The sequence below is a fragment of the Streptomyces brevispora genome (genome assembly GCF_007829885.1).
In the GTDB taxonomy this organism is placed as follows: domain Bacteria; phylum Actinomycetota; class Actinomycetes; order Streptomycetales; family Streptomycetaceae; genus Streptomyces; species Streptomyces brevispora.
The window spans coordinates 253,015-276,932 of record NZ_VIWW01000002.1; the positions used below are offsets into that span (position 1 = coordinate 253,015).

The 23,918-nt window shown below is 72.1% G+C and carries 20 protein-coding genes; 9 read left to right on the forward strand and 11 right to left on the reverse strand.

Annotated features, from left to right (window positions below; genetic code table 11):
- Nucleotides 1-34 precede the first annotated feature (34 nt).
- From FHX80_RS30625 to FHX80_RS30635, 3 genes are all read right to left on the reverse strand, one after another.
- On the reverse strand, nt 35-2,038 hold the full coding sequence (locus FHX80_RS30625) for a hypothetical protein (RefSeq protein ID WP_145767755.1): 2,004 nt from the start codon (nt 2,036-2,038) through the stop codon (nt 35-37).
- 120 nt (nt 2,039-2,158) lie between these two features.
- Nucleotides 2,159-2,611 (reverse strand): SRPBCC family protein, encoded by a 453-nt coding sequence (locus FHX80_RS30630; RefSeq protein ID WP_145767756.1) that lies wholly within the window; start codon nt 2,609-2,611, stop codon nt 2,159-2,161.
- Between the two features lie 140 nt (nt 2,612-2,751).
- Nucleotides 2,752-3,594 carry a DeoR/GlpR family DNA-binding transcription regulator gene (locus FHX80_RS30635; protein ID WP_145767757.1) on the reverse strand — a complete coding sequence of 281 codons (843 nt, stop codon included), beginning with the start codon at nt 3,592-3,594 and terminating at the stop codon, nt 2,752-2,754.
- Nucleotides 3,595-3,778: 184 nt separating this feature from the next.
- On the opposite strand from FHX80_RS30635, the gene FHX80_RS30640 reads away from it, so the two are divergent.
- Nucleotides 3,779-6,172, forward strand: a complete 2,394-nt coding sequence (locus tag FHX80_RS30640; RefSeq protein ID WP_244318684.1) for a hypothetical protein — start codon at nt 3,779-3,781, stop codon at nt 6,170-6,172.
- Here the strand turns inward: FHX80_RS30640 and FHX80_RS30645 are convergent.
- The 3 genes from FHX80_RS30645 to FHX80_RS30655 form a co-directional block, all read right to left on the reverse strand.
- The gene (locus FHX80_RS30645) at nt 6,132-8,564 is read right to left on the reverse strand and encodes a right-handed parallel beta-helix repeat-containing protein (RefSeq protein ID WP_145767759.1); all 2,433 of its coding nucleotides are present in this window, start codon (nt 8,562-8,564) and stop codon (nt 6,132-6,134) included. The two genes, FHX80_RS30640 and FHX80_RS30645, sit on opposite strands and share 41 nt — an antisense overlap.
- Before the next feature lie 151 nt (nt 8,565-8,715).
- Entirely contained in the window at nt 8,716-9,324 is a 609-nt protein-coding gene (locus tag FHX80_RS30650) for an Rv1733c family protein (protein ID WP_145767760.1), read from the reverse strand.
- A 397-nt stretch (nt 9,325-9,721) separates the two neighbouring features.
- The gene (locus FHX80_RS30655; RefSeq protein WP_145767761.1) at nt 9,722-10,195 is read right to left on the reverse strand and encodes a DUF6643 family protein; all 474 of its coding nucleotides are present in this window, start codon (nt 10,193-10,195) and stop codon (nt 9,722-9,724) included.
- Between the two features lie 256 nt (nt 10,196-10,451).
- Between FHX80_RS30655 and FHX80_RS30660 the strand changes: the two genes are divergently transcribed.
- A complete protein-coding gene (locus FHX80_RS30660) occupies nt 10,452-11,807 on the forward strand; it encodes a TerD family protein (protein ID WP_145767762.1) in 1,356 nt (451 codons plus the stop codon).
- Nucleotides 11,808-11,816: 9 nt separating this feature from the next.
- Here FHX80_RS30660 and FHX80_RS30665 read toward each other — a convergent pair whose 3' ends face one another.
- Nucleotides 11,817-12,989, reverse strand: coding sequence for a glycosyltransferase (locus FHX80_RS30665; RefSeq protein ID WP_145767763.1), 1,173 nt, complete (start codon nt 12,987-12,989; stop codon nt 11,817-11,819).
- A 58-nt stretch (nt 12,990-13,047) separates the two neighbouring features.
- Here FHX80_RS30665 and FHX80_RS30670 point away from each other — a divergent pair, with 58 nt between their 5' ends.
- Together FHX80_RS30670 and FHX80_RS30675 are read left to right on the forward strand one after the other, a co-directional pair.
- Complete coding sequence (locus FHX80_RS30670; protein WP_208764835.1) at nt 13,048-13,833, forward strand: glutamate racemase; 786 nt, start codon at nt 13,048-13,050, stop codon at nt 13,831-13,833.
- A 69-nt stretch (nt 13,834-13,902) separates the two neighbouring features.
- On the forward strand, nt 13,903-14,466 hold the full coding sequence (locus tag FHX80_RS30675) for a hypothetical protein (RefSeq protein ID WP_145767764.1): 564 nt from the start codon (nt 13,903-13,905) through the stop codon (nt 14,464-14,466).
- A gap of 260 nt (nt 14,467-14,726) precedes the next feature.
- Here the strand turns inward: FHX80_RS30675 and FHX80_RS30680 are convergent, their stop codons facing one another.
- The gene (locus tag FHX80_RS30680; protein ID WP_411977557.1) at nt 14,727-15,143 is read right to left on the reverse strand and encodes an O-antigen ligase family protein; all 417 of its coding nucleotides are present in this window, start codon (nt 15,141-15,143) and stop codon (nt 14,727-14,729) included.
- 204 nt (nt 15,144-15,347) lie between these two features.
- On the opposite strand from FHX80_RS30680, the gene lnt reads away from it, so the two are divergent.
- The 3 genes from lnt (at nt 15,348) to FHX80_RS30695 (ending at nt 19,311) form a co-directional block, all read left to right on the forward strand.
- Nucleotides 15,348-16,943, forward strand: a complete 1,596-nt coding sequence (gene lnt, locus FHX80_RS30685; RefSeq protein WP_145767765.1) for an apolipoprotein N-acyltransferase — start codon at nt 15,348-15,350, stop codon at nt 16,941-16,943.
- A gap of 29 nt (nt 16,944-16,972) precedes the next feature.
- A complete protein-coding gene (locus FHX80_RS30690) occupies nt 16,973-17,452 on the forward strand; it encodes an NUDIX hydrolase (protein WP_145767766.1) in 480 nt (159 codons plus the stop codon).
- Between the two features lie 155 nt (nt 17,453-17,607).
- Nucleotides 17,608-19,311 (forward strand): serine/threonine-protein kinase, encoded by a 1,704-nt coding sequence (locus FHX80_RS30695; RefSeq protein WP_244318686.1) that lies wholly within the window; start codon nt 17,608-17,610, stop codon nt 19,309-19,311.
- A 1,035-nt stretch (nt 19,312-20,346) separates the two neighbouring features.
- Here FHX80_RS30695 and FHX80_RS30705 read toward each other — a convergent pair.
- A complete protein-coding gene (locus FHX80_RS30705) occupies nt 20,347-21,081 on the reverse strand; it encodes an SDR family oxidoreductase (RefSeq protein ID WP_145767767.1) in 735 nt (244 codons plus the stop codon).
- Between the two features lie 285 nt (nt 21,082-21,366).
- Nucleotides 21,367-21,549 carry a DUF6381 family protein gene (locus tag FHX80_RS30710; protein ID WP_145767768.1) on the reverse strand — a complete coding sequence of 61 codons (183 nt, stop codon included), beginning with the start codon at nt 21,547-21,549 and terminating at the stop codon, nt 21,367-21,369.
- Between the two features lie 196 nt (nt 21,550-21,745).
- On the opposite strand from FHX80_RS30710, the gene FHX80_RS30715 reads away from it, so the two are divergent.
- Nucleotides 21,746-22,474, forward strand: coding sequence for a ribonuclease H family protein (locus FHX80_RS30715; protein ID WP_145767769.1), 729 nt, complete (start codon nt 21,746-21,748; stop codon nt 22,472-22,474).
- Nucleotides 22,475-22,645: 171 nt separating this feature from the next.
- The gene (locus FHX80_RS30720) at nt 22,646-23,380 is read left to right on the forward strand and encodes a CDP-alcohol phosphatidyltransferase family protein (protein ID WP_145767770.1); all 735 of its coding nucleotides are present in this window, start codon (nt 22,646-22,648) and stop codon (nt 23,378-23,380) included.
- On the opposite strand, the gene FHX80_RS30725 is transcribed toward FHX80_RS30720, so the two are convergent.
- The gene (locus FHX80_RS30725) at nt 23,349-23,795 is read right to left on the reverse strand and encodes an FAD synthase family protein (protein ID WP_145767771.1); all 447 of its coding nucleotides are present in this window, start codon (nt 23,793-23,795) and stop codon (nt 23,349-23,351) included. The two genes, FHX80_RS30720 and FHX80_RS30725, sit on opposite strands and share 32 nt — an antisense overlap.
- Between the last annotated feature and the right edge of the window lie 123 nt (nt 23,796-23,918).

The window sequence follows — 23,918 nt, forward strand, 5'->3', positions numbered from 1 at the left end:
TTGCTGACACGGCACGCTGATCACCGAGTTGCTGTCACCGCACCGCTGTGAGCGAGCCGCCCTCCCGCAGCCGGCCCGTCAGCTGCACCGTGGCGTTCCTCGGCGCCCGCACCGCGAGCGTCGTGCCCTTCGCCGTGCCCCGGACCGCCCCGGCGGCCTCGATCCGGCTCACCGCTCGGCTCCCCGCGGCCAGCACGTACCACCGACCGGAGGATGCCCTCCAGTGCGTGCCCGCCAGGACGTGCTGACCGAAGCGGCTGCACAAGGCCGTGTCGCGCTCCTCGCCCACCACGGTCCCCGGCGCGGTGAGTGACGGGTCGGGCCCCAGGAACTGCACCAGAACGCGTCCGGGGCCCTGCCAGGTGTCGGCGCGGGTGCAGACCCACTGGGCCGGGGCATGGCCCTCCGGGAGGCGCTGTTCGGCGAAGTCCCAGTTGTTGACCGCACGGACGCCGGTGCCACGCAGTGCCCGCAGCGAACACGCGGTGCGCGCCCAGCTCAGCAGGGCGGGGCCACCCGTCGCCTCCCTCGGCTGCCGTGCGGGTGCGCCGCCGCCCGGCTTCGGTGTGAACGTGAGGTGGGCCGGGGTGGGATCACCCAGGTCGGTGACGAGGAAGGCGTGCTTCTCCACGATGCGTTCGGAGGAACGCAGTTGCATCACCGGCCAGGCGTCACAACTGCCGCCGGGGGACGGACGCGCGACGGCGGCGGTGACGCCGTCCGCACCCACCTTCAGCGCACGCGCCGGAGTGTTCGGCCTCAGCAGATCACGGGTCGTCGTCCCGGAGATCCAGGGCGCCAGCAGAAAGCGCGCACGGTCACCCCTGCGGCTGACGACCACGGCCGCGCCCGTTGTCACGTCCGCGCCATCGGTCCGGGCGAAGTCCAGCGCGGGAGCGCCGGGCCCGGACAGCGGTTCCGCGTAGCGCACCACCCGTACCCCGCCGTCGTGGAACAGCACCACGGCGGCACCGTCCACCTCACCCGCGTACAGCAGTTGCGGCGGCTGGACCGGGGGCACCGGGAGGGTCCCGGGCGTGGTCGAGACCGGGGTGTCCCGCGGGGTTCGGCCCCAGGTCCGCAGCGCCCGGCCGAGCAGGGCCCGGTCGTCGGCACGGTCACCGCGGACAGGCCATGCGGTGAAGTCGATGCGCGCGGTGTCCGCCCAGTCCTCGGCGGCGGTGCGCAGCAGCGTCGCCGGGTCGAGGGCGGGGGCGAGCGCGCTCCGGCCGTCGGGGAGACGGACCGCCGAGCCCTCCTCGGCCAGCGCGACCACGCCGCCCGCCATCACGCACAGCGCGGCGACGCCCGCCGTCACCCGCACCCGGTGTCTGCGCCGCAGCAGATCGTTCGGGCGCGTCTGCAGCACGCACGGGTCGAACTCCCCGGAGCGCAGCAGCGCCTCGGTGCCCGCACGGTCGGCGCCCCCGAGCAGCCCGGCCGCCCGCACCGCCCCCGCCGGGTCCAACGCGCCCGCGCGCGCGAGCAGCGCCTGCGCCTCGGGCTCGTCGAGTTCCTCCAGCAGCCGAAGCGCGAAGGCCGCTCGGACGGCTGCGGGGACCGCCGACAGCGCCTGGTCCAGCGCCAGTTCGGCCGCGCCGCCGGCACGCGGGAAGAGCCGCAGGCCCCAGACGGCCGGGAGCGAGGGGCGCAGCGCGGCAGGTGCCGGAAGTCGCCCCGGCCACCAGCGCGGCCGCCGCTCGTGGGCCAGCGCCGTACGCAGCACCCGCACGCGCATCCAGGCGTACGCGGACGTGGCGCCGTCCCGCGGAGCGGTCCGGTGCGCGGCATCGCGGGCCTGCGCCGGAATCCGGGCAGGGGCCGGCGCCTCGGGCACCGTACGCACCCCGGGCAGCGCACGCTGTACCGAGGCGTGGGCGGCCAGCACCCTGCGGTGCCGGCCGAGCGCCGGTGGCAGCACCAGATAGGCGAGCCGGACGAGACGCGGATAGTGCTCCACGAGCGCGGCCTCGGCCTGGGGGACGCCGGGGCGTTCGCCGCTGCCGGAGGACCGTTGCTGTGGTTGGTGGATCGGCATGAATTCGGTGCCTTCTGAGCCGTGGGCGGAAACCGTCACACCGACAAACGAGTCGATCGTGTGACGGTCACATCACCTGCTCCAGGCTTCCCTCAACCCCTGCACATGTGCGGCCGCCGGTCAGTGATACCCCTGCCCGGGCCGGTCGAGCATGGAGTCGAGCACCCGGCCGAAGACCCGTCGGCCCGCGCCGGAGATCAGCGGATCACCCCACCTCGGCAGCAGCCGGATGCTCAGCTCCTCCACCCACACCACATGGGAGCCGGCATGGGTGGGATAGACATCGATCGACGCCCGGCCGAGCACCACCCGGCCACGCTTCTCCAGACGGCACATCCCCGCCCGGCTGCCGGACGGCGGGGACCACCGGACCACTTCCATCGGATCGTCGAACGCCAGCGGACCGACTCCGGTGCGTGCCACGAAGACCGTCCCGGTCCGGGTCGGCAGCCCGGCGGGCACCGTGATCGTGGTCAGCGGGACATGAGCGGCGTGCCGTTCCCAGTCCGTGACCCGGCGCCAGGACTCGGCTGCGGGCAGAGGGGTGAAACGCTCGATCCGGAAGACGGCCACAGCACGATCCTAGGCCGTGGCAGCCCCGTCGCGAGCTGAGCGGAATCCGCAGCCCCGTCGTGAGCCGCGTGCAATCCGCAGCGCCACCTTGAGCCGCGTGGAATCCGCAGCCCCGTCGTGAGCCGCGTGGAATCCGCGGCTCAGCCCTGCGCGGGCTCGCCGTCCGCGTTCCGGCCCGCGACCACCAGACCGGGCAGATGCTCCTCGATCTCCTCGCGGGCCGCCGGGGACAGGCCCGCGTCCGTGACGAACGTGTTCACCTGCTCCAGCGTGGCGAATGAACTCAGGCCCACCGTGCCCCACTTGGTGTGGTCGGCGACCACCACCACCCGCCGCGCCGACTGGACGAAACGGCGGTTGGTCTCGGCCTCCGCCAGGTTCGGCGTGGACAGACCGGCCTCCAACGAGATCCCGTGCACACCGAGGAAGAGCACATCGAAGTGGAGCGAGGCGATCGCCTGGTCGGCGACCGGGCCGACCAGCGAGTCGGAGGGCGTCCGCACGCCACCGGTGAGCACCACGGTCGCGGCACCCGACCGGGCGCCCGGCGATCCCGGACGCTGCGCCGCATGGAACACATCGGCGACCCGCACCGAGTTGGTCACCACCGTCAAGTCCGGTACGTCCACCAGGTGCTGGGCGAGCGCGTAGGTCGTGGTGCCGCCGGAGATCGCGATCGCACTGCCCGGCACGGCCATCGCCGCGGCCGCCCGTGCGATGTCCTCCTTGGCGGTCAGCTCCAGCGTCGACTTGGCCTCGAAACCGGGTTCGTGCGTACTCGCCTCGACCACCGGTACGGCGCCGCCGTGCACCTTCTCGATGACCCCCTGCCGGGCCAGTGCGTCCAGGTCCCGGCGGACGGTCATGTCGGAGACGCTCAGCTTCCGGGTCAGCTCATTGACCCTGACTCCGCCGCGCCTGCGCACCTCGTCGAGGATCAGCGCACGCCGCTGCTCCGCGAGCAGATTCTGATTCTCGCTCAACGCCGGGTCCGGTCCTTCCCTCTGGCCGTGCAGGAGTCCGTTCGGACGGGGTCATCCTGCCACGCGGTGTCGCGGGCCGCCGCACTGGGGAGATTCCGTGGGAGCGGTACGGATACCGTCGCTCAGCCGCGATTCCGGTGACCGGCCATCGGCCGCCTTCCCACTTCGAGAGCGAGTCACCTCAGTGCCACCTCCCACCCAGACCCCGCAGGCCACCGGGCCAGCACTGGAACTGCTGGTCCACGGTGTGGGCGGAGCCACTCCCCAGGAAATGCTCGACGACCCGCGCACGGTGAGGGTCACCGGTGACGCCACCGCCGCCATATACCGGTGTTCCGGTGACATCGACGCGGAACAGCACCCCGAGCGGTACCGGGACAGGCCCATCCCCGAGGCCTACTGCTGGTCCAACCTGACGTCCGGCAACGGCTCCCGGGCGCTGTGGCTCCTGCTGCTCCCGTTCATGGTGATCAACCTCGCCCACTGGATGCGCCCGGCCGCAACGGGCCGCCCCCGCACCATCCGGCTCTACGGCGCGCTCGTCCGGCTCGTCGCGCTGAGCCTCACCGTCCTGCTGACGGCCGCGGCCTGCGAGGTCGCGCTCGACCTGACGGCCTGGCAGTGCGCCGGCGTGCCGGTCTGTTCCGACCAGCGGTCATGGCTGGGATTCCTGTCCTCCGCACAGGGCGGCTGGTGGTCTCAGCCGGGCCGCCGGATCGCGCTCGCCGCCCTGGTGCCGACCGCGCTGGTGGGACTGCTCTGGTACCTGTCCAACCGCACCTGGAGCGCTTACGAGTCCCAGCGCCCGCTGACCGGCACGGTCCCGGACGACGGCGAGCCGGGCACCGCCCCCGAATCCGGCGCCGCACCCGCCGCCGTGCCGCTGCGGCCCGCACTCGGACGCCCCGGATTCTGGTTCGGGCGCCGCCTCGTCGCCCGGCTGCGCGCCGCCCACACTGCCGCCGGGTTCCTGACCGTCACCGCTTCCGTCGCGGGCGCCGCGGCCCGGCACGACCGTTCCGCCGAGGGGCCGGTCCCCGCCGTGTACGGCCGGCTGATCGAGGCGCTGCTCGTCCTGGGCATGCTCGTGGTGCTCTGGGTCGTCTGCCGACGCGGCCGGAGCGAACGGCGCCTCGACAACCGGCTCGACCGCGCCGTCATCACATACCTGCCCGGGGCGGCACTGATCCTGCTCGTCCTGGCCTCGGTGCACGCTTCCTGGTCGCGTCCCGGCTGGGTCTCCGCGGGCACGCTCCCCGGTGACGTCGTGTTCCGCGTCGTCACCCTCGCCCAGGGCGCCCTGGTCGTCGCCCTGGCCGTGGTCGCGTGGAGCCTGTACCGGCGCAGCCCCGAACCGCGCACCGTGATGCGCGGACTCGGCGGCCCCGCGGTCGCGATGCTCGCCTGCGCACTCGGCGGCGTGATGACCGGCGGGGTGGCCCAGCGGGTCGCCGACTGGCTCGACGGACCCGGCAGCCCCGGCATGGGACGCAGCGCCGTCATAGAGGGCCCGCCGGTGCTGCTCAGCTGGCAGGCCTCCGTCATCCCCGTACTGCTGGTTCTGCTCCTGGTGCCCGGCATCGCGCTCGGCGTACGGACATACCTCACCGCCCGCCGGCTGGAGCCGGTCGTCGACGCCGAGTACGAGGAGTCGCGGCCCGACCCCGCCCGTACCAAGCAGATCGCCCGGACCCGGGCCACGGCCGCGCTCACCGACTCCGCGCCCGGCATGCTCGGCCTGGTCTCCGGCGCCACCCTGCTGCTCGGCGCCGCGGCGGTCGGCGGGGCCTGGGCGAGCGGACAGGTTCCCGGACTCGCGATGGACGGCAGCAGCCCCTTCGTCGAATCGGTGGCCGAGGCGGCGCAGTCGACCGGCTCCTGGATGATCGGCTTCGGCTTCCTGGTCTTCGTCGCCTGCGGCCGACGCGCCTACCGGGACGCCGCCGCCCGGCGCACCATCGGCATCCTCTGGGACGTCGGTACGTTCTGGCCACGCGCCGCACACCCCTTCGCACCGCCCTGCTACGCCGAGCGCGCCGTCCCCGACCTGGCCTCACGCATGTCCGGCTGGACCGCACGCACCCGCGGCAGGCTCGTCATCTCCGGCCACTCCCAGGGCAGCGTCCTCGCGGCGTCCGCGGTCTGGCAACTGCCCGCCGAGACCCGTCGCAGGGTCGCCCTGCTCACCTACGGTTCACCGATCGAGCGGCTCTACGGGCGCTGGTTCCCGGCCTACTTCGGGCCCGCGCAACTGCACGGGCTGCACCGCTCGGTGCACTGCTGGCGCAACCTGTGGCGGGCCACCGACCCGATCGGCGGCCAGGTCCGGCTCGGCATGGACTCCGGGCCCGAGGTGGACCGGGGCCCGCTGAAGGACCCGCTGGTCTACGGGCGCACCCCCGAACACCCGCTGCCCGAACCGGTGCTGGGCCACTCCGACTACCAGGCGGACCCGGTCTTCGGCCAGGAGCGGGCCGCGCTCCTGGAACGGCTCCTCCCGGTCCTGCCCCATCAGGCCGACGAGTCCCGCCGCGAACTCAAGGGAGTTCCGGAAGGTCCTCCGGATACAGCAGGGTGAGGTCGTCCGTGCTCATCTCGGCGAGCTGGGCGACCCGCCCCGCATGCCGCTCCACCATCGACTCGAAGGTCTGACGGGCCGTACGGCCGTTGCCGAAGGCGGGCCCCTTGGGGAGCTCGGTGAAGTACTTCAGCAGCGCCTCGTCGGTCCCGGGGGCCAGGCTGTACTCCTGCTCCTCGGTCTGCTGCTCGACGATCCGCAGCAGTTCCTCCGGCTCGTAGTCGCTGAAGGTGATGGTCCGTGAGAAACGGGACGCCACGCCGGGGTTGACGGTGAGGAACCGCTCCATCTCGTGGGTGTACCCGGCGACGATCACGACGACCGCGTCCCGGTGGTCCTCCATCAGCTTCACGAGCGTGTCGATCGCCTCCCGGCCGAAGTCCCGGCCGGAGTCCTCCGGGGACAGGGCGTACGCCTCGTCGACGAACAGCACCCCGCCGCGCGCCCGGTCGAAGGCCTCCTGGGTACGGATGGCGGTCGAGCCGATGTGCTCGCCGACCAGATCGACCCGGGACACCTCGACCAGATGGCCCCGCTCCAGCACGCCGAGGGAGGCCAGGATCTCGCCGTACAGCCTGGCCACCGTGGTCTTGCCGGTACCGGGGGAGCCGGTGAAGACGAGGTGGCGGCGGACCGAGGCGGCCTTCAGACCGGCCTCCCGGCGTCGCCGGCCCACCTCGATCATGTCGGTGAGGGCGCGCACCTCGCGCTTGACGCTGTCGAGGCCGACCAGCGTGTCCAGCTCGCCCAGCACCGCCTCGGACGTGCGCGACGGTTCGGCCGGCTCCTCCACGGCGACCTGCTCGACCGCGCGCGGTGCGGGGACCGCGCCGAGCAGTCCCGGCGTCGTCTGGGTCGCCGTCAGGACCGTGGGCGGCGGGGGGGTGGCGGTGCGCAGCGCGCTCTCGTCGCTGGTGCAGTCCTCCACGACCGGCCCGGTGCCCGACCCGTCGCCGTGGGAACCGCCTTCCGCGAACTCGTAGCCGCCGCGGGCGCACCGCTCGGTACGGCACCGGGTGAGCGTCGTGCGGCAGCCGTCCATCACATGGAAGCCGTAGCCCTCGCTCCCGGTGACCCGGCAGCTGTGGAAAGTACCGCGGCCCTCGGCCGACACATAGAAACCGGCTTCGGCCGGCGAGGTGACCGTGCAGCGCTCGATCGTCGGATCGGCGCCCTTGGTGACGATCACGCCTGTCTGGGCGGAGTCGATGGTGCAGTTGTTCAGGGTGCCGCCGCTGCCGTGGTCGCGGAACCAGGCACCGGTGGACACCTCCCGGATCCGGCAGTCGTCGAGCTGCGCGGTCGCCCCGTCGCTGACCGACACCGCCGTATTGCGGACCTGGGACAGATCGCTGTCCACGACGTCGGCGCGCGAGCCCCGGTCGAGCACGAAGATGGCGTCCGGCACGTCGTGGACGCGGCAGGAGTCCAGTATCACGGTCGCCCCGTCGCTGACCCAGACCGCCGGGTAGTCGCCCGTACTGTCGTGGATCTCGCACTGGTTGGCGTCGACCCGGGTACCCGGGTCCCACACCGAGAGCCCGTTGCGGCCGAACCGGCGCACGGTGGACCGGGTCAGGGTGAGGATCGAGCGGGAACGCAGATCCACCGCGTTCTCCGGGATGTCGTGGATGTCGCAGTCGGCCAGTGTGAGAACCGCGTCGGTGTCCAGGGTGACGCCGTCCGCGGACGTGCGGTGCACCGTGCAGTTGGTGAGGTGGGCGGAGGCGCGGGCGGCCACCTGTATTCCGCTGCCCTTGATCTCGTAGATCTCGCAGCCGACCGCCTCCAGCCCGCTGCCCTCGCCCGTGACGGACAGGCCGGCACCCGAGGAGTGGTGGACGCGGCAGCGCTCCAGCCGGGGGCGCCCACCGTCGCGCACCGAGACACCGGCCTGGCCGGCCGAGACGATCTCGCACTCCTCGAACACACCGCCCGCGCCCTCGAGCACGGCGATGCCGACGCCGGCCGGATTGTCGACGGTGCAGCGGCGCACGGTGGGCCGGGCCGCCCCCCGCACCTCGATACCGGCGGCCGAGCGGGTCACGATCCGCAGGTCCGCGAGTTCCGGAGCGCCTTCCTCGATCAACAGGGCGGGGGCAGCCGAGTCCTGACCCTCCACATGCAGATCCAGGACGACGGCCGAGGCACAGAGGGTCAGCGGTACGCCGTCGACGGGGGCGATCCGGACGGATCCGAGGGAGCCCTCGGGCCCGCGCAGCGTCACCGCGCGGGCGATGACCAGATTCTCCCGGTAGGTGCCCGGAGCGACGGTGAGCACATCACCGTCCGCCGCCGCCTCCAGCGCCGCGGTGAGGGAAGCGTATTCGCCAGTGCGGCGCCGCCACCGCGAAGTGCCGGTGTGCGTCACCTGGACCGTGCCCTGTGCCATGGCGCTGTTGTGCCCCCGCCTCGTGCGTGTGTGATGCCCGGGTCACCGGCCTCGCGGCAGTGACCACCCAGGGTCCGCCTGCCGAAGTGACGGGCGGGCCGGTCCACCGTAGCGCGCGTGGAGGGCGGCAGTTGACCCGATCAGCAGCTCTTCAGCTGCCGGTGCCCGTCCTGCCCCAGTCCGGACCGGCCTCGGCCCATGCCCGGTCGAGCCGCTCGTACCGCTGTTGCACCATGCGCCATACGATCAGACGCCGTCCCGCCTCGATCAGCAGGGCGGCCAGCATCGCCGCGCCGAACCCGGCCAGTACGGCATGGGTGTGCGCCGTCGGCGCGTCCATGGGGCGCAGCGTGGGCTGCCCGTCCCGGTCGGTCCAGATCCGCACCCGGGCCCCTGGCGCGGTATTGCGCGAGGAGGTCGTCACCGTGGCGCTGCGGGCCGTGCCGTCCGGTGCCTGCCAGCGGGCCGACACCGTGGTCAGGGCCGCCCGGTCGGTGGATATCTCGGGGTCGGCCACGAAGCGCCGTGCCCCTGTCGCCCGGCGCACCACGACGGCGGTGGTGAGATGGCTCCGGGCCTGCTGGGCCCGAACGGCTTCCTGGAGTGTGTCATCGGCGCGCGACCCGAAGAGCCAGCCGAGCGCCGGCGCCGCCAGTACGAGCAGCAGGAACGCGACCAGGGCCACCCACGCCTCGCGCCGGTCCGTGGCACGGCGCAGGGGGTTGCGCCGCCAACGCCAGACTCCCGAGAGCGCCCGCACAGTTCCGCACCCCCTTCCGTATCCGCCTCGACCCGATACGGTGCGGTCCGCGCGCCGGAGCAGCGCGGAGAGAGTATTCTCACCCGGCCCAACGCACCGGGCGTCCACGAGAGTTCCCGTCCGGGCAGGGCCGCCCGGACGGCGTTCGTACCGGATCCCCGACCCGAATGACGTCACGTCGGCCCTGCTCCCCGGCTACGGGGCTTCTGCCGCGGGCATCGGCAGGAATCGGGCGAGGTCCGCAGTCGAGTCCCCATGGCTCGACTGCGGTTTCGCCGGTCGTCAGTGCCGTCGGAGCTCCGGCCGGATCACTGCGGACGGGCCTCGGTACGGCAGGGCGCGGGTGTCCAGTGCGTCAGCCAACGCGCACAGCCCGCCCCTTGTGCGGCAGTGCCCGCTAGTACCCCCGGCCCTGGTACGGGCGGTTGTACGGGTCCTCGTACGGGGACTGCGCGGGGGCCGGCCGCGGCGACGCCGGGCGCATCGACTCGTAACCGGTACCCGGCGCGGGCCGCTGCTGCTGCTGCGGGGGCTGCTGGTAGCCGCCGCGGCCCGCGATCGGCTGCTGCGGAATGTACGGCGCGGGCGCGTGCTGCAGATGCGCCGGCTGCATCGGCGGGTAGCCCTGCTGCGCCGCCGGCTGCTGGTAGCCGTACTGCGGACTGGGCTGGGAAGGCGCCGCGGGAAGAGCAGGCAGGGCAGCCGGGAGGGCCGGGAGATAGCTGTTGCCGGTGTCGTAGGCGGCAGGCACTCGGATCGGCGCGATCTGAGGGGTTCCCCGCTCCGCGACCAACGAGTCGTAGATCGGGGTATCAGGGAACGACGGTGCGGCGTAGTAGCCGCCGCCGTAGGTGGAGCGAGGGGAGGTCATGCCACCTAAGTTAAGCCCACGATGTGCTGAATGGGGAGCCCGATAAGAGGGTTGTTTGACGTGTTGTGAGTGAACCAGGATCCCCAATGCGAGCGAACTTGGGAAAAAAGGGCACCGGAACGCATCTTGATCGTGTAAAGAGCGAGTTTACGGGGGGTTGCCGGTGGGTGCGTGGGCGCCTCCCGGTGCCGCAGTGGGTTCTGTGGTGGGACGGGCATTAGGTTGACCGGGATAGGTCTCGGCAGCCGGACTCGCGATGGGGGCGAGCATGACCATGCTAAAAGGAACCAACGTTCCAGTGGCGGCACAGGCCGTGCGCGTCGAATTGGGGTGGCACAGCGCCCCGGGAACACCGGACGTCGACGCCTCGGCGCTCCTGCTCCAGGGATCGGGAAAGGTGCGCAGTGACGCGGACTTCGTTTTTTACAACCAGCCGGCCCACGCATCCGGTGCGGTACGCCACGAAGGCAAGCGAGTCGCCGGCGGCGCGACCACCGACACCCTGACCGTCGATCTGGCACGGGTGGAGCCGGTCGTCGAGCGCATCGTGCTGGCCGCCTCGGCCGACGGCGGCACGTTCGGCCGGGTGACAGGCCTGTACGTACGGATCCTGGATGCGGCGAACGGCTCCGAACTGGCGCGGTTCGAAAGCGCCGACGCCACGGTCGAAACCGCGTTCATCCTCGGGGAGCTCTACCGGCGTCAGGGCTCGTGGAAATTCCGGTCCGTGGGCCAGGGATACGGAACCGGCCTCGAAGGCCTCGCCACGGACTTCGGGATTTCCGTCGATGAACCACAGCAACCGCAAAGGGCTCCTCAGCCCCAAACGCCCGCGCAACCTCAACAGCCCAACCCGGCAACGCGGGTCCCCTCCATGCCGCCGCCGCAGCCTCAGTACCCCCAGCCCGCGGCCGCCGCACCGATGACATCTCCTGTCCCTCCCGCGCCTCCGGCGCCGCCCGTCACCCAGCCCGTCCGGCTCACCAAGGTGACACTCACCAAGGAGGCGCCGTCCGTCTCGCTGGCGAAGCAGGGCGGCACTTCGGGATCCATGCGCGTCAATCTCAACTGGGAAATGCGCAAGCAGTTCAAGGGATGGGGCAGCAAACTCGGCAGGGCCGTCGCGAACCACGCGGATCTCGACCTTGATCTCTGTGCCCTCTACGAACTGGCCGACGGACGCAAGGGCGTGGTGCAGGCGCTCGGAAACGCCTTCGGAGCCCTTCAGCAGCCGCCGTACATCCACCTCGACGGCGACGACCGGACCGGCGCCGTCGCCTCCGGCGAGAACCTGACCATCAACCTCGACCAGAAGGCCAGGATCCGCCGGATCCTGATCTTCGTCACCATCTACGAAGGGGCCCGGAGTTTCGCCGATCTGCACGCGACCGTGACCCTTCAGCCACAGCACGGCGCCGCGATCGACTTCTCGCTCGACGAATGCACCGTCCCGTCCACGGTCTGCGCACTAGCGCTCATCACCAGCAATGGGGGCGACCTCACCGTGCAGCGCGAGGCCCACTACCTCGTGCCGCAGCGCGGAGTGAGCCCGCAGCGCACCATCGACCAGGCCTACGGCTGGGGCATGAACTGGACCCCCGGCCGCAAGTGAGCCCACCGGTCACTGGTCTGGTGCGGCCTCGGGACGGGCGTACGTACGCCCCTTCCAGGCCGCACCGCGGCCCCGGTAGTGCTGCACCGCCGAATCGACCGTCATCAGCAGGTACAGCAGCGCGGTGAACGGCAGCAGCGGTGCCGGCCACAGAGACTGCCGGTAGTACCCCAGCATCGGCATGTACGTGCACGCCATCACCCCCCAGGCGACGCCCCCCGCCCAGGCGGCCGCCGGTTCGCCGCCCAGCAGCCCCGCCACGAGCGTCACGGGCGGCGCGAGGTAGACGAGCGCGAGCCCCAGCACCGTGCCGAGCAGCACCAGCGGGTTGTGCCGCAACTGGGCGTATGCGCTCCGCGAGATCATCCGCCACAGGTCGGCCAGGCACGGATAGGGCCGCACGCTGTCCACCCGGTCCGCGAGCCCCAGCCAGATCCGGCCGCCGCCGCGCTGTACCGCACGGGCCAGCGACACATCGTCGATCACCGCCTGCCGGATCGACTCCGGCACCCCCGCCCGTACCGCGGCCTCGGTCCGCAGCAGGACGCATCCGCCCGCGGCCGCCGCGGTCCGCGCCCCCACCCGGTTCACCCACCGGAACGGGTAGAGCTGCGAGAAGAAGTACACGAAGGCCGGCACGACGAGCCGTTCCCAGACGCTCTCCACCCGCAGCCGCGCCATCTGCGAGACCAGATCGAACCCGCCCGACCCGGCCGCCGCCACCAGCTCCCGCAGACTGTCCGGCTCGTGCGCGATATCGGCATCCGTGAGCAGCAGGTACTCCGGGTCCCGGGCCCGCGCCAGCGCCATCCCGTGCCGCACGGCCCACAGCTTGCCCGTCCAGCCGGGCTCGGGCTCCCCGGGCGACACCACCGTCACCGGCAGCCCACCATGCCGTACGGACAGCGCACGGGCGAGATCCCCGGTGCCGTCCTCGCTGCAGTCGTCGACCAGAAAGATCTCGGCCGCTCCCGGATAGTCCTGCGCCAGCAGCGACGGCAGGCTCACCGGGAGCATGTCGGCCTCGTCACGTGCGGGGACGACGATCGCGACGGACGGCCAGTGCGCGGGGGCCGCGCGGTCCGGCAGCCGCTGGTCCGTCCGCCAGAAGAACCCCTGCCCCAAGAGCAGCCATACCCAGACGGCAAGCGAACCCACGGCGATCCAGACAACGGCGCTCATTGGCCGAAGTCTGCCCCACTGAGCCGGGACCGCAAGGGGGGTCGACTATGGTGACTGGGTGAAGATCGCGCTCATGGACTCCGGAATCGGCCTGCTCGCCGCCGCCGCCGCAGTACGCCGGCTGAGGCCGGACGCCGATCTGGTGCTCTCCTCGGACCCCGACAGCATGCCCTGGGGCCCCCGCACCCCCGAAGACGTGACGGCCCACGCGCTCGCGGTGGCACGCGCGGCCGCCGCCCACCGGCCCGACGCACTGATCGTGGCCTGCAACACCGCCTCCGTGCACGCGCTGGCGGCCCTGCGGGCGGAGCTCGAACCCGCCCTGCCGGTCATCGGCACCGTCCCCGCGATCAAGCCGGCCGCGGCAGCCGGCGGCCCCTTCGCGATCTGGGCCACCCCGGCGACCACGGGCAGCCCGTACCAGCGCGCACTCATCAGGGACTTCGCCGGCTCCGCGGCCGTCACCGAGGTCCCCTGCCCCGGTCTCGCCGACGCCGTGCAGTACGCGGACGAGGCGGGGATCGACCGGGCCCTCGCCGCGGCCGCCGCGCTCACCCCGCCCGACGTACAGGCCGTCGTGCTGGGCTGCACCCACTACGAGCTGGTCGCCGAGCGCATCCGCAGCGCCGTGCGGCAGCCCGGCCGGCCCCCCGTGGCCCTGTACCCCTCCGCCGGAGCCGTCGCGGCCCAGGCACTGCGCCGGATCGGGGCCGTACCCGCTCCATCGGCCGAACCGGGCACCGGACTTGTCGTGCTCCTCGGCGGCCGCGAGTCCGAGATGCCCGAAGCCGCTCTGGCCTACCCGGAAGGGCTTCGGCTCTCGGTGGTCAGCCCCGCCCGCTGACCGTCCGGCGAACTGCAGGGTGCCGTTGGACCCGTTCCGCCGTGCGGTTTCTTAAGTACGCTGCTTGCCATGAGGGACCATCCCCGAGAACCGAGGCAAACCGGAACCGACTTCCACTCGGCGGTCTGGACCGGCCGGGCCACCAACCGGACCCAGTGGGTGCTCGCCGCAGTGGGCGCCGCCTGTCTGGCGCTCGGCATCCAGCTTGCCGTCAGCTCCACCTGGACCTCCGGCATCGCCCCGCTGCTGATGTCCGTGATCGGCTGCATGGCGGCCGGACTGCTGATGCTCTTCGGCACGCTCGCCTTCGTGAACGTGGCCGTCCGGGTCGACGGCGACGCCCTCGAAGTGCGCTGCGGTCACATGGGGCTGCCGCGTCGCCGGATCCTGCTCACCCATGTGGTGGGCGCGGAGTTCGTACCCCAGGTCACGCCACGCCAGTGGGGTGGCTGGGGCTACCGCTGGCGCCCCGAGCAGGGCACCGCCGTGGTCGTACGACGAGGCGAGGGCCTGGTGCTCCGGCTCGGCGACGGCAGGACCTTCACGGTCACGGTGGACGACGCGGAAGCCGGCGTCCGGTTCATCCGCGAGCGGCTGCACCTGTCGGCCACCGGCGCACCGGCCGAAGCCTGAGACACCGCGCCGACGCCCCACGTCCGTGGCCGCCTCACAGCCCGGCGCGGTCTCGTCGCGGATCATGTCCGGGCACGCCCTCCCCACCTTGCGGAGCAACCGCTCCGTGCCGGTGAAACGGTCCGCCCCGCCGTCCCCGATCGGCCGCTTGGCGGACGCCGGCCCGGCCGGCAGGCCGGCCCCCGCCGTCACCGGCGTGAAGCTCAGCGCGCTGCCCGCACTGGCCGGTGCGGCCAGTGCCGTGAGCGCGGCACCGGCGGTCAGGACGAGCTGGGTGCCGCGCGGCGAGCGCCACAGCATGTACAGCAGCCAGCCCCAGCAGCACTACCCCACACTCCCTGCTCGGCCGCCTGCTGCAACGGCGCCGAGTGCGGCTTGCCGTCGGAGCGGAGGGTCTGCCGCGCGGTGGTGCTCAGCTCGGCGAAGCGGTCGGAGCCGATGCCGCGCACCGGGTGCTGCCCGGCCAGCTGTACCGCGTCCTGCCAGAGCTGAACCCGGTTCCTGGTGAGCAGGCCCTCCAGGGAGACCGTGAGCCCGTCGGGAGACACGTCCTCGGCCGTCCCCACGGAAAGGCCGACGACCAGACCGGCGGCCGGGGCGAGCCCGACGAGGCCGGCCGGCCGACGGCGCATCCTGGCCGCGGCGAGTGAGCACAGCAGCACCCCGAGTGCCGCCACGCACCCCGCCACCGAGCCGAGTCCGAGCTGTGACGGTCCCGTGCGCGACGGCCGGATCCGACCGGTCGGCGGGGGACCGGCGCACAGGTTGACGGCCCCGGCGGGCATATGTGCAGAAGATGCGGAGAATCGATCCGGCGGTGAGGATTCCGGCGTCACGACAGAGCTGCCGGGCACACAGCGGGCCACCGTAGACTCCGCCTGGTGAGCACCATCATCGCCCCGGTCGGCGACCCGCAGCAGCCCGCCTCCGTCCCCCGAGCCAGGCGCCTGCTGCCTCGACTCGCCCGCCCCTGCGCAGCCGTGCTCTCCGGGCTGATGTTGTACGTGAGCTTCCCGCCCCGGCCTCTGTGGTGGCTGGTTCTGCCCGGGTTCGCGCTGCTCGGCTGGGTGCTGTTCGAGCGCAGGATCCGCGCCGCGTCCGGGCTGGGTCTGCTCGCCGGGCTGGGCTTCATGCTGCCGTTGCTGCACTGGACCGGGGAAGAAGTCGGCCCGGTGCCCTGGCTGGCCCTGGCCGCCGCCGAGGCACTGTTCATCGCGGTGGGCTGCATCGGCATCTCCGCCGTGTCCCGGCTCGCCGGCTGGCCGTTCTGGGCTGCCGCCGTCTGGACCCTGGACGAGGCGGTACGGGCCAGGGTGCCGTTCGGCGGCTTCCCCTGGGGCAGGATCGCCTTCGGCCAGGCGGACAGCGTGTTCCTGCCGCTCGCGGCGCTCGGCGGCACACCGCTGCTCTCCTTCGCCGTGGTCCTGTGCGGCTTCGGTCTCTTCGAGGCGGTCCGCCGGTTCCGGGTCCGCCGCACCACGGGCGAGCTGCCCCGACTGGCCGCGGCGGTGACCGCGGCGGCCGTTCTGGTGCCCGTCGCCGCGGCCCTCGCGTCGCTGCCGCTGGTGGACGACTCGGCCGAGGACGGCACCGCGACCGTCGCCGCGATCCAGGGCAACGTGCCGCGGCTCGGCCTCGACTTCAACTCCCAGCGCCGCGCCGTCCTGGACAACCACGCGAACCGTACGGAGCAGCTCGCCAAGGACGTGAAGGCGGGCAGGGCGCCGCAGCCCGACTTCGTCCTGTGGCCGGAGAACTCCTCCGACCTCGACCCCTACCGCAACGCCGACGCGAGGATCGTGATCGACGACGCGGTGAAGGCGATCGGTGTGCCGACCGTCGTCGGCGCGGTCGTCGAGCCCGACACCGGGAATCTGCGCAACACCCTCATCCAGTGGGACCCGGACAAGGGCCCCGTGGCCACGTACGACAAGCGCCACATCCAGCCGTTCGGTGAGTACATGCCGATGCGTTCCTTCGTGCGCATCTTCAGCTCGGACGTGGACCGGGTGCAGCGCGACTTCGGACCGGGAAAGAAGGTCGGCGTCTTCGACCTCTCCGGAACCTACGTCGGGCTCGTCACCTGCTACGAGGCCGCGTTCGACGACGCCGTACGGGACACGGTCGAGCACGGGGCCCAGATGATCGCCGTCCCCAGCAACAACGCCACCTTCGGCCGCAGCGAGATGACCTACCAGCAGCTGGCCATGTCCCGGGTGCGCGCCGTCGAGCACAGCCGGTCCGTCGTCGTCCCGGTCACCAGCGGCGTCAGCGCGGTCATCCGCCCGGACGGCACCGTCGTCCAGAAGACGAAGATGTTCACCCCGGACGCGCTGGTGGACGAGGTCCCGCTGCGGTCCTCGCTGACCCCCGCGACCCGGATGGGACCGCTGCCCGAAGGAGTCCTGTCCCTGCTCGCGGTCATCGGCCTCGGCTGGGCGGCGACGCGGACGGTACGGATGCGACGCGGCCGCTGAGCCGATACGCAGCCACGTAGGGTCGGCCCATGGCAATTCCTGACTTCATCCGCGAGATCCGCGCCACGGCGGGTCATCAGTTGCTCCTGCTGCCCGGCGTCACCGCCATCGTCTTCGACGAGGAGGGCAGAGTGCTGCTCGGACGGCGTGCGGACACCGGCAAGTGGTCGGTCATCGGAGGCATCTCCGAGCCGGGGGAGCAGCCGGCAACGACGGCCGAGCGCGAGGTGTACGAGGAGACGGCCGTGCACTGCGTGGCGGAACGCGTGGTGCTGACCCAGGCCCTGCCGCCCGTGCGGTACGAGAACGGCGACCACTGCCAGTACCTGGACGTCACCTTCCGCTGCCGGGCCACCGGCGGCGAGGCCCGCGTCAACGACGACGAGTCGTTGGAGGTGGGCTGGTTCGGTGTCGACGCGCTGCCGCCGCTGGAGGAGTTCGCGCTCCTGCGCATCAAGCAGTCGCTCAACGACGGACCCACCTGGTTCGAGGCCACCGCCTCGCACTGAACAAGACGGAACGGACGGAACGGGCGAGCCGCGAGCGGCCTCCGTTCCGGTCCGAAACCCCTGCCGGATCAACGGGGTTGCCGCTCGGCGCGTGGACACCGGGTGTTCGGGCAGGAGTCGTGGCCCGGCGTCTGCGGATGTGGCACAGTCGGGCCGTGGACGCACTGAGGCCCCAGGACCCCGCGCGAATAGGCGCCTATCAGCTGCTCGCCCGTCTCGGTGCGGGAGGCATGGGGCAGGTGTATCTCGGCCGGTCTCCCGGCGGACGGCTGGTGGCTGTGAAGGTCATCCGCGACGAGATCAGCGATCACCCCGACGCGCTGGCCCGGTTCCGGCGCGAGGCCGCGACCGTCGAGACCGTGCGCAGCGCGTACACCGCCCAGTTGATCGAGGCGTCGCTCGACACGTCCCCCTACTGGCTGGCCACCGAGTACGTTGCAGGGCCCACGCTGCACGGCGCCGTCCGCGTGAGCGGCCCCTTCCCGCCGGACAGCGCCCTGCGGCTGCTGGCCGCGCTCGCCGAGGGGCTGGCCGCGGTCCATGTGCACGGAGTCACGCACCGGGACCTGAAACCGCACAACGTCATCCTCTCGCCACAGGGACCACAGCTGATCGACTTCGGAATCGCGCGGGGACTCGAACAGTCGATCCTCACCCGGGACGGGATGGCATCGGGAACGCCCGGCTACGCGGCCCCCGAGGTTCTGCTGCGCAACGAGGTGGCTCCGGCGGCGGACGTGTTCGCGCTGGGGGCGACGCTCGCGTACACGGTGACGGGCCGTCCCCCGTACGGCACGGGCGACGCCGCGTCGGTCAGCTACCGGACCGTGTACGAGGACATCGATCTGTCGGGAGTACGCACGGACCTGGCCACAGTGATCCGGATGTGCGTCGCCAAGGACCCGGCGGAGCGTCCGGCGCCGGCCGCGGTGATCGCGCTGTGCGGGGTGGACTCGCCGCTGGCGTCGGACGCCCACTACCACGCGCTGGTACGCACCGCCGAACCCGTCCTCGTACCAGGAGACTTGAACACGCTGTCCGGGGCGTACGGTGCGCACGCGGAGCCGGGAACGGTGCCGGGGCCCGCGGCCCGGACTCGGCGGGCGGGGCGCGAGCCGGCCGACCAGCCGGCGGACAGACGGCGGCACCCCGGCAGCCCCCGGCGGGGGAGGGTCTGGCTCGCCGTGTGCGCCGTGGCGCTCGCGGTTCCGGTGACGGCCTGGCTGTTCCTGGAGGCGGACGGCAAGGGCGCCGACGCCGCACCCGGGTCCGGGGCCACGTCCGGCCGGCCTGCCGCGAGCCGTTCGGCAACCGCGGACAAGACGGCCGGCCCGCCGGACCACATCGTCAACGACCGTGTCTCGAAGGACCGTTGGACTCTGTCGCACGATCAGAAAGAGGCCGCTCGGGGCAGCGGATCCTGCGATCTGGCCGGTATTGCCGAGTCCCTTCCACTGTCGGGTCTGTTGTCGTCCGTTTCGCACACCACCGGCTCCGGCACCGCCTCGGTGTCGATGCGGCCCGAGGGCGCCGGGGAAGGGAAGAGGCCCGCGCCCTACTACGTCTCCGTGGGGGTGCGGCCCCCGCACGAGACCGACCGCTCCACCGGACGGCCGCTGCGGTCCACCGCCAAGGGCATCGGTTTCACCAGCAAGCCCGTCGATCTCTACTCCCGCTGGAACTCCGGCGGAACCGTGGAGTTCAAGTACCCCGACGACTTCCGGGCCCACTTCGGTGACAAGGTCCTCGACGCGATCCCGGTGGGGGACGACCGGGGCGACTGGACCGTGGTGATCTACCACGTCGAGGGCGGGCCCACGAAGTACACATCCGTCGCGTGCCTCGGCTTCCACGCCTGAGGCGGACGCATCCGCGGCTCTGCACGGGGCCCCGCCCGCCGCGGACGCCGTAACAGGGGCCCGAGACGGTGGCTGACCGCCCGCCGTCACGGCCTTGAGCTCGTCGAGCGACTTCCGGATGAGCTCCGACTTGTCCGGCCGGCCGGTTCCGCTGATCCAGCGTTCGAACGCGACCTGGAAGACGGATATCCCCACCTCGGATGCCAGGCTCGCGGCCGGGTCCGCGACGCCGCGCCGACGGAGCGTGTCAGCGAGAGCAGTGGGCAGTCTCACGAGCGTGATCAGCTCGCGTTCCTGCAGCTCGGCATGGGCAGTGATGATCATCTGGCGCTGCCGGGCATGTTCGTGGCGGCCCCGGAAGACGCCCGCAGCTGCATCGGGCGCCGCGGCCACACCGCGTCGATCGGTGCAGTGGACTCCGGCACGCCCGTGAGCGTGTCCACGAAGAGTTCCTGAAGGGCGGACGCGCCCGCGAACAGGACCTCGCGCTTGTCGGCAAAGTGCCTGAAGAACGTCCGCTCGGTGTGCCCGGCCCGGCTCCCGCGCGGGAGGCGGGGCTTTCACGTACGAAGTCCTCGCCGCGGATCGGCGTGAACCCGCTGGACAGTCGTGCCCAGCGTCAGCGCCTCATGGAGGTTGTGTTCGACCACTTCCCGCATGAACTGCCGGTTCAGGATGACCGGACTGCTCAGCGCCGCCATCTGTCGTTCGCGATGCGTACCTCGATCCGGACGAAGGCCGAATCCGCCGCTCTCAACTGCCCGTCCACGGCACCCGGTCCCGAGCCGGGAAGGGATACACGGTGCGCCTTTCCCCGTTCGGTGCGAAAGCCGACCGTGCCGGCCGGCACACCGTGCACGTCCACCCTTGCCACGGCCGGATCACCGCCCGTCGCCAACAGCTCACCGGTCCCGGCGCCCCGCCCGCCTGCCGAAACCGTGAACGACCGCTCGACCGCTACAGATTCCGCGATCCGACTCCGGCTCCGGCATCCGTTCGGACGCCCGTCGCAACGGATCGTCGTGCATCGGCGCGTCAGCGTCCGCCCGCCACGCGCAGAATCGCCCCGGTGGCGTACGAGGCATCGTCCGAGAGCAGCCAGGCAACGGCGCCGGCGACTTCCTCGGGCTGCCCGGGCCGGCCCAGCGGGATACCGGCGGCGGCCTTGTCGGGGCGCTCTGGGTCCTCGTGGAAATCGGTGCGGATGATGCCGGGCGACACCGCGTTGACCCGGATGCCGGCCGCGGCGACCTCCTTGGACAGGCCGATGGTCATCGTGTCCACGGCCGCCTTGGCGGCGGCGTAGTGGACGTACTCGCCGGGACTGCCGAGGGTGGCGGCCGCCGACGACATGTTCACGATGGCCCCGCCACCGGTCCGGCTCATATCGCGCACGGCCCGCCGCGCGCAGAGCAGATACCCGACGACATTGACGTCCAGGGCCCGCCGGAGCCCGGCCGCGTCCGCGTCCGCGAGCGAGCCCGTCGGACCTCCGACCCCCGCGTTGTTGACCAGCCCGGTGACCGGGCCGAGATCGGCGGCCGCGGTCTCGAAGAGCCGGTCGACACCTGCCTCGTCGGTCGTGTCCATACGCACCGTGACACAGCGCCGGCCCGTCTCCCGCACGGCCTCGGCGACTGCGTCGGCCGCTGCCGCGTCGGAGCGGTAGCCCAGCGCGATGTCGTGGCCGTCGCCCGCCAGACGTACGCAGACCGCCGCGCCGATTCCGCGACTGCCGCCGGTGACCACGGTGACCGGATGACGGCTCATGAATGCCCCTGACTCCAGTGCGAGGACCCGATGACCCCGGCGCAGGGACCCATCGTAGGGAGTGATGATCGATTCGACCGGATCTTCGTCGGACCCGGGCGGATGCTCTTCCGGCGCACTCCGGCGGGCCGGTCCGATCCGGGCCGCGCGGCGACTGAACCCGGCGTATCCGCAGACCCGCAGCGGGCCCATTCACGAACGGGGCCGGACAGCACTGAGCGACCGATGGACGCCACCCACTCATGGAAGAGTGGCGGTCCATCGGTCGCCCGTGTGATGCGGTGACTACATGGGGGGTTCGCTGCCGCCCCGGCCGGCCTGCTGCTCGCTCTGCTCGTGCAGCTTCCGGGCCTTCTCCTGGAGCCGTCGGCGCTGCTCCGGGTCGTTGGTGCGCTCCGCGGCCTCGGTCATGTGCTTGGCCTTTTCGCGCATCTGCTGGGCTCGGCCGGTTTCTCCTGCAACGCTCATCGTCGCTCCTTGAACGGTAGGGAAGAGCGGGCTCCCTCAGAGAACCAGCGCTTCGCGTCCGCCGCACCCCGAACCGCTACGCACCGTGAAGGTGCCAGGTGAGGCGGGTGTCGGGTGCCGGTGGTCACGGCGGTGCGGGCGCCGGCGTCCGCACCGGCGTGACTCACGGTCCCCTGACGCTGGCATGATCAGGGGTATGAACGAGCGCATGATCGCCGCGTGTGACGGGGCGTCGAAGGGTAATCCGGGGCCTGCGGCCTGGGCGTATGTGGTGGCCGACGCGGCGGGCAGGCCGTTTCGGTGGGAGGCGGGACCGCTGGGCACCGCCACCAACAACGTCGCCGAGCTCACCGCGCTGCAGGAGCTGCTGGAGTCCGTCGACCCCGGTGTGCCGCTCGAGGTCCGGATGGACTCGCAGTACGCGATGAACGCGGTGACCAAGTGGCTGCGGGGCTGGAAGCGCAACGGCTGGAAGACCTCGGCGGGCAAGCCCGTCGCCAACCGCGACCTGGTGGCCCGCATCGACGCCCTGCTGACCGGCAGGGCCGTGGACTTCGTCTACGTACCCGCCCACCAGGTGGACGGCGACCCGCTGAACGCCCTCGCCGACCAGGCGGCCAGTGAGGTGGCCGTGGCACAGCGTGCGGCAGGCACCTCGCAGGGTTCCGCGGACCTGCCGGTGCCCGTGGCCGCCCGCGCCTCCGAAGGGCGGCGGACCGGCGGTACGGCGAAAAGCGCCGACGGTACGGCGAAGAGCACCGGCGGTCCGGGGAAGGGCGCGGGTGGCGCGCCGCGCTCCGGCGCCACCATCCGCGCCAGGTTCGCCGGGCGGTGCCACTGCGGGAAGCCGTACGCGGCCAAGGACACGATCGCGAAGAACGACCAGGGCTGGGGCCACCCGGAGTGCCGGACCGTCTCCGCCTGACCCACGCCGTCCCCGCCCCGCGGCCCGCTCTCCGGCCGGCCGGGGCGGGAACCGCCGTCCGGACCGGGCGAACCGGCCCGCGGGGCGGGTTCCGCGTGCCATGATGCGGCTCCGGCGGAGAGATCGATACGCCGCCGGGGCCGCGGAGAACGGCGACACGCTGGGGGGCGTATGGAAAGCACGGTCACGGTGCTGCGTGAACTGCGCGGGGCACAGAAGTCGGCCAAGGGAGTTTCGCTCTACTCGCGGTACGTGAACCGGCCGGCCGGCCGGATCTTCGCGGCCGTCGCGTTTCGGCTGCGCATGACGCCCAATCAAGTCACCTCGGTGAGCGCGGCGTTCACATTCGCCGCCCTCGCCTCCGTGGCCCTGGCCAGGCCCACATGGGGGCTGGCCGTCCTGGTCTACCTGGGGCTGGCCGTGGGCTTCGCCCTCGACTCGGCCGACGGGCAGCTCGCCCGGCTCACCGGCCGGGGAGGCCCCGACGGCGAATGGCTCGACCACGTCGTCGACTGCGCCAAGATGATCCTCGTCCACACCGTCGTACTCATCTCGTTCCACCGGTATTTCGCCCTGCCGGCCGACGGCTGGCTGCTCCTGCCCCTCGGCTTCCTGTTCGTGGCCGTGCTGACCTTCTGCGCGGGGCTGCTGCGCGAACAGCTGGGCAGGGCCGCCGCCCGCTCCGGGCCGGCCGGTGACGCCGGGCCCCGGCAGGCGGTCTCCCGGCTGCGGGCCGTGGCGCTGCTGCCGGCCGACTACGGGGTGTTCTGCCTGGTGTTCCTGCTGCTCGGCGACGAGACGGCGTTCCGTATCGGCTATGCCGTGCTCGCCGCCGTGCACGCGCTGTTCCTGGTCGCGTTCCTCGTCAAGTGGTTCAGGGAGCTGAAAGCGCTCCGGGCGGACTGACCAGCGAGTCCAGCGCCCGGCGTAGCTGGGTGCTGGACGTGTGGACGGTGTACGGGAAGTAGACGACCTCCACGCCGACCTCGGCGAAGTCGCGTTCGAGCCGTCTGCCCTTCTCCGTGTCCCGCCAGTCGTCCCCCTTGAAGATGACGTCGAACCTGACCTGCTGCCAGGTCTCCACCTTGTCCGGAACGGTCTCGACGAACGCGGCGTCCACGTAACGCACGCTCCGTACGATCTCCAGCCGCTCCGGCAGTGGAATCACCGGCCTGTGGCCCTTCGCGAGCGCGGCCATCTCGTCCGAGACGACCCCCGCGACCAGGTAGTCGCACTGACTGCGGGCATGCCGAAGGATATTGAGATGACCTATGTGGAACAGGTCGTAGACCCCCGGCGCGTAGCCGACCCTGTGCACCATCCGTTCTCTCCCCCCACGGTGAACGTAATGTCCGTGTCCCGCCGACAGGTATCCGGACATGGCATCCGGTCCGGTGGGATATCGGTATCGGTGTTGATCGTGCAACGACCTTACTGTGAAGAC

What these genes read in the sequence shown, in the direction of transcription:
- FHX80_RS30625 (WP_145767755.1), bottom strand. Translation starts at nt 2,038, where the DNA reads ATGCCGATCCACCAACCACAGCAACGGTCCTCCGGCAGCGGCGAACGC.
- FHX80_RS30645 (WP_145767759.1), bottom strand. Translation starts at nt 8,564, where the DNA reads ATGGCACAGGGCACGGTCCAGGTGACGCACACCGGCACTTCGCGGTGG.
- FHX80_RS30655 (WP_145767761.1), bottom strand. Translation starts at nt 10,195, where the DNA reads ATGACCTCCCCTCGCTCCACCTACGGCGGCGGCTACTACGCCGCACCG.
- FHX80_RS30660 (WP_145767762.1), top strand. Translation starts at nt 10,452, where the DNA reads ATGGGGGCGAGCATGACCATGCTAAAAGGAACCAACGTTCCAGTGGCG.
- FHX80_RS30665 (WP_145767763.1), bottom strand. Translation starts at nt 12,989, where the DNA reads ATGAGCGCCGTTGTCTGGATCGCCGTGGGTTCGCTTGCCGTCTGGGTA.
- FHX80_RS30675 (WP_145767764.1), top strand. Translation starts at nt 13,903, where the DNA reads ATGAGGGACCATCCCCGAGAACCGAGGCAAACCGGAACCGACTTCCAC.
- FHX80_RS30690 (WP_145767766.1), top strand. Translation starts at nt 16,973, where the DNA reads ATGGCAATTCCTGACTTCATCCGCGAGATCCGCGCCACGGCGGGTCAT.
- FHX80_RS30705 (WP_145767767.1), bottom strand. Translation starts at nt 21,081, where the DNA reads ATGAGCCGTCATCCGGTCACCGTGGTCACCGGCGGCAGTCGCGGAATC.
- FHX80_RS30710 (WP_145767768.1), bottom strand. Translation starts at nt 21,549, where the DNA reads ATGAGCGTTGCAGGAGAAACCGGCCGAGCCCAGCAGATGCGCGAAAAG.
- FHX80_RS30715 (WP_145767769.1), top strand. Translation starts at nt 21,746, where the DNA reads ATGAACGAGCGCATGATCGCCGCGTGTGACGGGGCGTCGAAGGGTAAT.
- FHX80_RS30720 (WP_145767770.1), top strand. Translation starts at nt 22,646, where the DNA reads ATGGAAAGCACGGTCACGGTGCTGCGTGAACTGCGCGGGGCACAGAAG.
- FHX80_RS30725 (WP_145767771.1), bottom strand. Translation starts at nt 23,795, where the DNA reads ATGGTGCACAGGGTCGGCTACGCGCCGGGGGTCTACGACCTGTTCCAC.